Genomic DNA, 10060 nt, shown 5'->3' with positions numbered 1-10060 from the left:
ATTATCGCATATGAGGAAACTACAGAAGATGCCAGCCCGGGTAGCGTCCTACTTCAGGCATCCCGCTATTGAATATGCGGCGTAAAGAACTATAAGCGTGCCGGGTTAATATTACTTGAAACCGCGAATAACCATACAAAATCATATATCAGACTTTGAGAATAACTACATAGGGTTACAAGAGATAACAATACGGAACCAATTCTTCGGAGAAATCAACAGCTTTATTATTGGGTGCATCCCAGTGATGCATTATATCCTTCATTGGGCAAGTTAAGTTTGGAGAAGCATATCTACTCTATGCATTCCTTTTCCCCAACCGTCTTTAACAAAGCCCTCTCTACTGGCTCCAAAATACTTAAAAAATGCTTCGGACAGATGACTCGCCGAAATTTTCAAGGCTCCAAGCTTGTAGTCATTGGCAATACTCAAGCACTCATCGATCATATAACGCCCAGCTCCGACGCCTTGCTTTGCCGGGTCCAACATAATCCATGATATACGTCCCGCCTCCCCCACCATAATTTCAGTTACACCAAAGCTACCTATAACCTCCTGATCAAGCAGGACTATCCGGTATATGGAAGGTGCAGAATCCAAAAATTCCAGGAAAGGACTTTCCTCGTTTTCAGCGAAAAAGTCAGGTACATTTTTTAGAAAGATAGAGCGGCAAATTTCCCGGTATTCAGACTTATACTCCATAGATTTCATAATGCGAACCCTCGACTGATATGCAACCCTTATTTCGCGGTGATGCAATATCTATTGCTATGGATATTTTTGACCCCTCATGCCCGCAACAGGCGCTAACAATTTATTGCATGCCTTGTGCGATAGTTGGATCGCATAAAAAAGCGCTAGACGTGCACAAAGCAAGCTACCCCATTGCGGAACCACGTTAAACATGCAGGACCTCTATATATCCCTGAGATTCACCAGGTGCACATCTGTTGAACCGTCGTCGGCCTCCTTTGCCTGAGCAATTTTTGAACGCAAACTGGCAAGCGCTGCTTGGAAATCGGAGTTATTCTCAGCTCTGGGGTTCTTGTCCAGCAACATTTTTAGTGCATTAGTAGAAATAACAAATTTCCCTTTCCTTGCATAGCACCTGGACATCACAAGCATTGAACCAAGATCACCAAAGGTGGCTTCATCCAACACTACTGCCTGGTCTATGTATGATACCGCCTTATCGCACTGACCCAATGCGTAATATGAAACTGTAGCTGCTCGATACGACTCTGGATTTGGCGCGATTGTTACGGATGCTTTAAAACTATCGAAAGCCTCACTGAATTTTCTTTGAGAGTTAAGCATTTTTCCCTTGAAATAGTATAACGCTGCATCTCCGCCGTGACTCTCCAAATATTCATCGATAAGCACGATCGCTTCAGATTTTTTATTATTTGCAGCATAGATTTTCGCCTGAAGAAGAGTCGCACGCTCTTTAAGTTCACCTCAAATTTTCCTGGACTCCAGGATAGATGGAGCTCCATTCAAGTCACGCGTTGAAGCCAGCAGTATAGCCTTTTCATATTCGTATTCTGGGACTCCTGAACATGATTTCTCCTCATTGAGTCTTGCGAGTTTGCTCTGCGACGAAATATTCTCTGTAGAAATTTCTGTTACAAGCTCTTTGCAGGCTGTTTTAGCTAATGAATTGGAAGCCATCAACACGGACAGGAGAAAAACAAAAAATTTCATAACCTAGCCTTTTATTTATTATTATTTGGTACCAATAGGCTACCGCTTAGATAGCAGCCTGTATGAGACTATTTCACAAATTTATATATTTTTAATAAAATACATCATTCGATCAATAACTTTCGTTTGAAATTTCTTCCATATGCTTCTTTTGGGCATCCCTCTTCGCCTTCCTTTTATCTCTACATTGACGGCATCTTACAGCTGTGGTTTCAAAGTTTCCTTTGGCTACTTCATACCACCATTTTTGCTGCCGAGCGGTCCATATCTCAATTTTACCACAATCTTTACATGCAAATTCTTTATCAACATAGAAAAGCGGTATATCCAAGAACATAGAATGGTATACCACCTCGGCAGCGTTTACCGGGATGGCCCATTCGGGCACCGGGCCCTTAAAAGGATTAATCTCTCTATTGTGCTTAGCTATACGTGCCAGTCTTGATTGTTTTATCTCAGCTTTACGCTGCTTTCCACTCTTCATACTGGCTACACAATTATCAATTTATGCGGGACTGAACCTTAGCGCTAGCAGTTCCATCTCGTTCTTTACAGCAGTCACCCAGATAACATAGCAAATTATAACTCAAGTTGTTGACTAGTATTACACTCGGCGAATAATCCAGGTAACCTAAAAGCTGTCATTTGAGTTGAATCATTAAGGTATATTGCTTGGATCTAGTTCTAATTTTTTGAGCAATCCCTCTAATTTATTTGAGATAAAAACTTCGCTAGACATACTGTGGTCCCACAGAATAAATTCACCTGAGCTTTTGCAAAGCACAAAATTTCCATCCAGGTCTACCCCAACGATAGATGCGCTCTTCCCTCGCCACCACGGAGCCGCCAAGTGCTTCCAGTCCTCCTTGTTTAGGAGCAAGGCTAAACGCACTTCACGCCCCTCCAATTTCAAGAGACGTATCATCCCCAAATTGTCGATAGCTTTTGAGAGTCGACTCATTATGGCCCCATAATATTTATAGAGTGGTCATCATAAGTGCCATTATCCTGGCTGCACTCTCGAAAGCAATTCTGCGTCAGCTTTCTAAAACTTCCATTCAAACCATGCTTCCGCGTAAACTTTATACAGCTTTTACTGAACCGGCAACTCAATCCGTTGTCAGGCTTATAAGTATATCCTCGGCGGCGCCGCCTGCTACGATTTAGTCCTGCGCCACTACGGTGGCACCAGTAAGGATCCAGGGCTTGCTGGTAACCCCCCTAGTGACCACGCTTACCTTCCCGCTGTGGGAGCGGGAAAGGCAAGCACTCGCGGTACGGCTCAGGGCGTCCGCCCTTTAGAGGCGCCCTGTCCTTGGGTCAAGGTCGCTTTCGCTTGGTCGGTTTCGGTGGGGCTGGGGCTGGTGTATGGGAGGAGGGGTACAAGGCCTGGTGGTCCGCCAGCTCCCAGGCGTGCTCCTGCAACTCAAATAAGCGCTTGAGCCATAGGGGGCGACCAACCTCGCATGGCGCAATTTCCAACTCCACGATATCGTCGTGGATGCCTACGGGCGTAATGGTATAGAAGCTTTCCAGTTGTAGTGGCACAGACAATCGACAGGGGAATACGGCCATCTTTATAGGCTCCTTGAATCGCCTGTGACGGAGAGCCGCTGACAGCGGGATTGGCTTTGCGCCGTTTCTCTCGCCGCAGGCGCGGTCCTTGGGGAAAAGGAAAGGATAAATCCGGGGACAGGTTGCGCTGCCAGGGCGGTGCGCGGCTGAAGTAAAGCACCACACCAATGGTCGCGCTACGCCACAGGACACCCCGGCGCCAGGGGCGGGGGTGGCCAGTAGGGCCCGGCTTCAGGGGGAACCTTATTGAAGACGAGCGAATGTGTGGCGTATCATCCAAGACAGCCTCGCTAGATAGCTTCGTTATCTTTCGGGGTTAGCCATCTCTCGGTGTTCCTAGCACCGGGAGGTGGCGCTTACGCCTTACCTTACGCGGTCATGATGCGGTCCTTGGTTAACTTAGTGAATATTTTGTGCGGTGATGCAGTTACCGCGGGCGCTACTGCTACAGTGCTACAGGGCGTCTGCGGGTTGAACAACATTGAATAACGGTGTTGCGATCTTTGCAGCTTTTTTCTGTCTGTTTTTTATCTGTTTTTAAGCTGTTTTTGCCCTTTTTTTAAGCCTGCGCCGGTTTGACGGCTGGACATGAGGGCAGCTGGCCTAGGGTATTCGCTTTTTGCAAATAATTCAATCAAACGGAAGTATCAGACGACAAGGAGTCCATTTTTCCTTTATTTCAGTATAGTTTCACCTTTATTTGCAGCGACTGACAAAGCCAACTGCAGTGCGACAAAGAATCAGTAATCAGTTCTATGAAATCCACCAGAAAGCGCCTTATCCATTGGTTTTCCTTCTTTGAAAATCACGCAATTACTCGAAATCACATGATTTTCAAGGGCTTACACCGACCACTAATCTATAGTGGCACAACCCTGTAGCACATTAATTCCGGTATGGAAGTCCATCTGTATGGGGTGATATGGGGAAAGTGAATAGGAAAGTTGCCACCATGCGATTCATTGTCATTGATTCACTTCAGGCATCAGGCATCAGGCATCAGGCATCAGGCATCAGGCATCAGGCATCAGGCATCAGGCATCAGGCATCAGGCATCAGGCATCAGGAGGACATTACTTTTTGACCTGCCAGTCAACACAATATAATTTTCACCGGCCATAACACACCTGTTCAAATTTTGTTCGCCAGCATGAACTGAATTCATTTAAAATAACTTATACGGTCAAGCCTTTGTGTAGTGACCAACTATTTCCGGACAGAAAGTTAAAACTCCCTTTTATCTTTGCGGGAGGCACACCATCGTTACGTTGATGTGAGCGCTCCCAGTTATAGTTGGTCATCAGGCAGTAGCTGACACCTCGTTGAACTTCGGCAATTTATTCGTGCCGAAATACGACACCCACTCGCTGTTAAAGCGGGACAGCACGATATTGTCAGGACACCCTAAGGTGCAAGCGATAATGGATCGATTCAATAACCATCCAAGAAAGATGAAGGATTGTCGATCACTGAACAGACGATTGATGAGGCGACGAGCGGAATTGCTCGCCGCGTAATGAAATTTAAGTTATTAGTTGACATAACGAGTTACTGACTAGTTGTAGTATTAATCCATGTGAGATCATCAGGAGTAAAGGTTTTAAATTGGTTATCAACACCCGTAAAATTATCTGAACTATAGAAACCGATCAAACTTTTTTCATGAGAGGTCCTAAATGGAGTGTTTACAAAAATTAATGTACCTGTATCTGTAGAGGGTACAATAGGGCTAGGATCTATCACAGTGAAGTTAATCGGAATTGTGGAAAAATACGCATCTGGATCATTACCATTATTTATAAAGTCTATAAAGCTTACGGAAGCTCCTTCAGAGATTGTTGCAGAAGCTGTGAGTAAACTATCAGAGGTCTCGCAAGGATTACAACGCTTTCCCCAGCCTTCTAGCGTAAGAGCATCAAGCTCAAATAATTCTGCCCTATAAGATATTGCAGAATCGCTCCTGGGAGCTAAAAGAGGTATCCGTTCGTGCCTCAGTGTAGGTCCTACAGGAATTGACGAGACTAATTTATATAGTAAGAGAGTGTTGTCGTAGTTAAAAACTGCGGAGGTTTGATTAATGTTGATTAAGTTTCCGTTAGCATTCCATTTTTCACTATCAATACGGATTGTTTGTGCACTACGGCATTTATTGTCGGCAACTGTCAAAATCCATTCTTCATTGATGATTGCCCCGGTACAAAGAAAATCATTATCAACATTAAGGAGAGCCACAGTCGCTGATTCTCCTCGTACAGCTCTATCTACTCCATTAATCAATGCTTGAGAGGCTGAGGAAAAACCGATGGTCATGGATGCTATTAATCCAAAAAAGAATTTTGTATGCATAATTTTATTACTCCAACTATAAATTAATTCAATAAATTAACCTATTTTGAGAAACTCCTGAGAGTTTATTGAATATTCTATTCTTTAGAATTTACCTCCATATACTCCGAAAATGACAAAATAAAGGATATTAAATGATGAGCATATAGCATGATTCTACTTAAAAGAGGTCACTGATACCGCCGTAGTTGCAGCGAAAGCACTCCCCTGAGTCATGAAATATAAGGGTAAGTGCAATACTTACCCTTACAGGTTAGTTTAGGAATTATTGACACTTATTTTATAGTAGCCAGGCCCAAAACGATCACTTCTATTTTCCCTAGAAAAAGAAAAATGACCACGATTACCAAAAGTATCTTCAAAGTAAACTTTTTTCTCAGCAGGCTCTAAATCCATAAAATAATCTGGAACAGTATATCCGGGGAAATACCAGCCCATATTTGCATTGTTACGGGATGCAACTGGGACATTGAAGTTTATGTAGGTTGTGTAAGCACCTCCATATGTCACCACAAAAGTTATATTTTCATTGGTATTAAAATCAAAATTAATTGCATGCTTTTTGTAAAGTATTCCACCAGCTATGGCGTTATATGTGTTGACATACGGAAACTCCAGTTCGTTGGCGGTAGTGTCTGAAACCCAATAGAGCGAAGTGCTGCCATAGATGCGAGTAAATGGTTCAGTATCAAATGGGGTTGGAGGTTGGTAACTCGCCAATAAGCCATAAGGGGCAGAAGTAATTCCGTGAAAGCCAAGTTGTTGGCTTGAAAATGTAATTGCATCCTCATTCCATACCCTTCTAAGAGTGAATCCTTGAGGCTTATATGTAAGCGCCTGAATTTTCCACGCATCCAAGATATTGCTAGTGTCTTGAAAACCAGTATCAAAGTCACTCGCAGTGAAACTTGATAAAGCAAAATTGGTTGGGCTGAGTTTCTCTATTGAAACAGAGGCATTATTAGTAGTACCTTCACAAGTACTTTGAGTGATTATCGCGTTTGTATCGTTGTTACGTGCTTTTGCTTCAACACAAACGCGTATTACACCCAAAGTTGAAGAAGAAAGATATTTTCTAGCCACCTGATTTGTTGATAGTGTGGAGACTTGGGGCGTCGAGGCAGGTGTACCAGAGCCTAATCGAATATCTTTGATGTACCCGTTGTAACCATCAGAAACTACTGTATTCTCAAACGACTGTCCCGTATACAGTTCTTTGAGATCTGCCCCAATAAAAGTATAGCCATCTTTTAGTTGATAAAAAATGTCAACTTCTGCTTGCATTCTGCCGTTGGCATAAATTCGATTGTTTGGAAAAACATCGGCATACTCGCCCTCTAAAAATAAAGTTTGAAATGGAATTTCTGGGGGACCATCAGCAAAAACATAGCCGCTTATACATAGAGAACTTAAGGCCATTAATTTTAGCTTACACTTTGTATTCATATTCAATTTCCAATATGCTGAGAACTTAATAAATTCAAATTGAAAACTTCAACCAGAGCTTGCCTAGCAAATATTTTGCATTCTTCATCTGAAGCTTCAATATTTCTACAGAACCTACGGGTTTGCGAAACGATTCCGTAGAGTTAAGTAGTTTCTTCGTGAGGTTGTGCAACCAAAAAATTCTATTATGAGTTAAGTTTTCATGATTACTGGCCCTCCTTAAGTTTTTTATTTGCCATGAATCAACTACATTTTTTATGCGTTGTGCAGTCTGTTATACAGTTGGAAAAATAGACAAGAAGCCGCAGTATAGGGCGATTGATTTAAGGGCTAAGACTTGGTTTGATCAGTTGCTCTCAACTCTGTATCAATCTAACTAACTTGTCATTTATTCCTCAAAATGCCTAATCTGTCATTAATGACAATATACTTTTTTGCGTGATTTGCAATATCTAAATGTGATGAATATCTCAAATATGAATTTAAATTATTTGACTGTAAGAATGCTTTTTTGGAAGTTTCCTATGAATAAATCCAACTGAAATAACTGGCTTACAGCGATCGAAGGAATAAGGTCATCGGCCGCATGGGTCTGCACGATGTGAATAATCGCAATTGTGCATTTTAGGACTACTGTTGAAGGGAATTCGCTATTTGCCATCTCGTTGTTTTGTGTCACTGAGGCCCGCAGAATCGTGCCAGCCGAGTGAGCCACCGCTGATCATCTAGGCAAATTTTCAGGACACCAAGCTGAGCGTCATACCCAAAGGGGAAAAGGTGGTATGTCTGTTTCCTATGGCTTGTGAATTGGATTTTGGGTAATGGCCCGGTATTGAGAATCAATGCCAGCCGTATAGCGCCCCCCACTGATCTTGTACACGGTGTGCTGCCCTGCTCATTCGAACTGGGTGACGGATTCCCATGTCAGTGGCGGGTTTTTATGCTATACGTCCAGCAGGACGTCCCGTGTATTTTGGACTGTGTAGATAGGCCTATCGGAAGCATTTGAACAGAAAGTTGTGATTAAGTACTGTCGTCGACGTTCTCGCCCTATTTCCTGAGTTCCTCCACGAGGTTGCTAACGCTGAAAGTCTTCCAGGGCCTGTCTACACTAATCAGCCTGTCAGAGATGAGTAAAGAGTTGAAAAAAATGCATACTATGTCCAACTTGTCAAAGCGACTAAAGATTCTTCGGAGTACTCTCAGTCGTTTAAACAGGCGCTCTACTTCGTTTTTTTTTGTAGATTTCGCGATCATACTCCTCTCGTTTTCTGACTCATCGATTGGCACGCATGCAAATGCTATACCACTTTCCGAACCGATCAGCAAGGGCTCTCCATTTGCGGCTGTGTTCGGCCGCATACAGAAGGGTATAAATGACCTGCCTATTAGATATTTTTACATTGCCTCTTTGAACTGAAAATAACCGTTCGATAATTTTAAACCGCGATTTTGATATTTCCATATGCAGATTTTATTAGATTTAGTGGAGACAGACGCTAGGGCCTGTCGACACTAACTGAGATAGCCCTGCTGCCACTGGTTTAGTGGCCTGCAAGGCAGGAATTGCGCTGTGTGATGAGTCCACATAAGCAATTTCTAACGCCGCAGGGCGCGAAACCAGGGGCAGCCCTTCGGGTTGTGCCGGAAAAGGCACCACTCTTCGTTGCTCGTCGCTCATTTGGAACAACCAAACCGCGCTCCTCTTGCCTCGATTGGCACCTTTTCTGTCACAACAGGGCCAACTCAGTTAGTGTCGACAGGCCCTAGTGATGGCCTTTCTGTTGGATATTAAGCAAATTTGCTAGGCTAAAGGTGTTTGCTTTTGGGGTACCCTACAAGGGTACCCCAAAATATTATTTAAATATATCACAAATATTAAGCAAACTATACAGAATGCTCTGTTTGTCAATAAGCTTAAAATTTACCCCTTCTATACTTCATAGCATCTTCAGCACCAGCAAAAAATGTAGCTGCAAAGTTCATTGATGCCCCCACAAACCTAACTGAACCAGGCACTTTTCTTGAGGCTATCCATTGACCAGCGGCCTCCATATGTGCGTAAGAATTTGACACTTCTCCACTGTTTACTTTTAAAGCGGTATTCCGATAACCTATAGCTTTCTCCATTGGTATATTTCGATCACCATTACTAGCCAAATTATCGTTGACAAAGGCAAGTCGTCTAGCGAATGGCGACATTTCATCCTGAGGAACGCCAGCAAATGCATCCTGTATTATTTTTCGCTCGGGAATTTCAGTTGGAACATCAACCTTCTGACCACTAACAAATGAATTTCTTATGGTAGTATAAACTCCAGCAAAGAACGATGTTCCAGTCTCCGGATTACTTTGCCCGGCTAAAGCTTGGGTTTGAGTATTCGATAAGGGTAATTTGGACTTCCCCCCCGTGGGAGAAAGCAAAAAGCCTATTTGATTATTTTGCCGCACAAGCTTTCTACTTACTTTGCTGACCACGGTACCAATTCCCTTTCCTAAGCCAAAGGTCACTAGGCCAATCGCGGCACCTACTCCAGCGCCTACACCAGCGGCTCCATAGTCCGGACCATCTGGGTTGTTGAGGTCTGCAAGCGTAGTTAATCCAAAATCGGCAGCACCAGAAACCACAGCATCCGCCACCGCTATGCCTACTTGAACTCCTGTTTTAGCACCAATGGCTGCAGCACCAAATCCTCCACTGATAAAGCCGAGAGCCGCTCCGATAAATACTTGCTTGAAATCAAATTCGTCTCCCGTAGCGGCCGCCCTGATTCCTTCCACCGCAGCGGAAACCGCTGCTCCGATTACCGCGCCTATAATGGCACCAATGAGCAAACTGATAAGCGCAAAGTGCCCACTGGGGTCACGTAAGTTGATTGGATCACCTAATGCATAAGCATAGCTATTTACGCCACCTCTGCCAAAAGGACTCATAGAATCTGCGGCATGGAACCGCATTAATCCGGGATTATATACACGATAACCGTTA

At 43.5% G+C, this 10060-nt stretch carries 8 protein-coding genes and 1 pseudogene; all 9 read right to left on the bottom strand.

Translation table 11 applies throughout. The features are described from left to right. Positions 1–273: 273 nt before the first annotated feature. A complete protein-coding gene (locus ABVT36_RS18185; RefSeq protein WP_368457827.1) occupies positions 274–711 on the bottom strand; it encodes a GNAT family N-acetyltransferase in 438 nt (145 codons plus the stop codon). A 204-nt stretch (positions 712–915) separates the two neighbouring features. Then, the gene (locus ABVT36_RS18180) at positions 916–1383 is read right to left on the bottom strand and encodes a tetratricopeptide repeat protein (protein ID WP_368457826.1); all 468 of its coding nucleotides are present in this window, start codon (positions 1381–1383) and stop codon (positions 916–918) included. Between the two features lie 75 nt (positions 1384–1458). Further along, on the bottom strand, positions 1459–1704 hold the full coding sequence (locus ABVT36_RS18175; RefSeq protein WP_368457825.1) for a hypothetical protein: 246 nt from the start codon (positions 1702–1704) through the stop codon (positions 1459–1461). Between the two features lie 112 nt (positions 1705–1816). After that, on the bottom strand, positions 1817–2188 hold the full coding sequence (locus tag ABVT36_RS18170) for a zinc-ribbon domain-containing protein (RefSeq protein ID WP_368457824.1): 372 nt from the start codon (positions 2186–2188) through the stop codon (positions 1817–1819). An 836-nt stretch (positions 2189–3024) separates the two neighbouring features. Continuing rightward, positions 3025–3279 carry a hypothetical protein gene (locus ABVT36_RS18165; RefSeq protein WP_368457823.1) on the bottom strand — a complete coding sequence of 85 codons (255 nt, stop codon included), beginning with the start codon at positions 3277–3279 and terminating at the stop codon, positions 3025–3027. Positions 3280–4827: 1548 nt separating this feature from the next. Further along, positions 4828–5625: a trypsin-like serine protease gene (locus ABVT36_RS18160; protein WP_368457822.1), complete on the bottom strand. Its 798-nt coding sequence runs from the start codon at positions 5623–5625 to the stop codon at positions 4828–4830. A 258-nt stretch (positions 5626–5883) separates the two neighbouring features. Further along, positions 5884–7071 (bottom strand): hypothetical protein, encoded by a 1188-nt coding sequence (locus ABVT36_RS18155; protein WP_368457821.1) that lies wholly within the window; start codon positions 7069–7071, stop codon positions 5884–5886. A gap of 1116 nt (positions 7072–8187) precedes the next feature. After that, a pseudogene (locus ABVT36_RS18150) lies at positions 8188–8536 on the bottom strand (hypothetical protein); the annotation flags it as partial. Between the two features lie 452 nt (positions 8537–8988). Next, the coding region (locus ABVT36_RS18145) for an RHS repeat-associated core domain-containing protein (RefSeq protein ID WP_368457820.1) at positions 8989–10060 on the bottom strand (1072 nt) is incomplete at its 5' end.

The sequence above is a fragment of the Microbulbifer sp. TYP-18 genome (assembly GCF_040932045.1).
GTDB lineage: Bacteria > Pseudomonadota > Gammaproteobacteria > Pseudomonadales > Cellvibrionaceae > Microbulbifer.
The sequence above is the reverse complement of the archived record's forward strand: the minus strand, read 5'-3'. Positions and strand labels throughout refer to the sequence as shown.

Coding starts and splice junctions, on each gene's coding strand:
- ABVT36_RS18185 (WP_368457827.1), bottom strand. CDS start 711: ATGAAATCTATGGAGTATAAGTCTGAATACCGGGAAATTTGCCGCTCT.
- ABVT36_RS18175 (WP_368457825.1), bottom strand. CDS start 1,704: ATGAAATTTTTTGTTTTTCTCCTGTCCGTGTTGATGGCTTCCAATTCA.
- ABVT36_RS18170 (WP_368457824.1), bottom strand. CDS start 2,188: ATGAAGAGTGGAAAGCAGCGTAAAGCTGAGATAAAACAATCAAGACTG.
- ABVT36_RS18165 (WP_368457823.1), bottom strand. CDS start 3,279: ATGGCCGTATTCCCCTGTCGATTGTCTGTGCCACTACAACTGGAAAGC.
- ABVT36_RS18160 (WP_368457822.1), bottom strand. CDS start 5,625: ATGCATACAAAATTCTTTTTTGGATTAATAGCATCCATGACCATCGGT.
- ABVT36_RS18155 (WP_368457821.1), bottom strand. CDS start 7,071: ATGAATACAAAGTGTAAGCTAAAATTAATGGCCTTAAGTTCTCTATGT.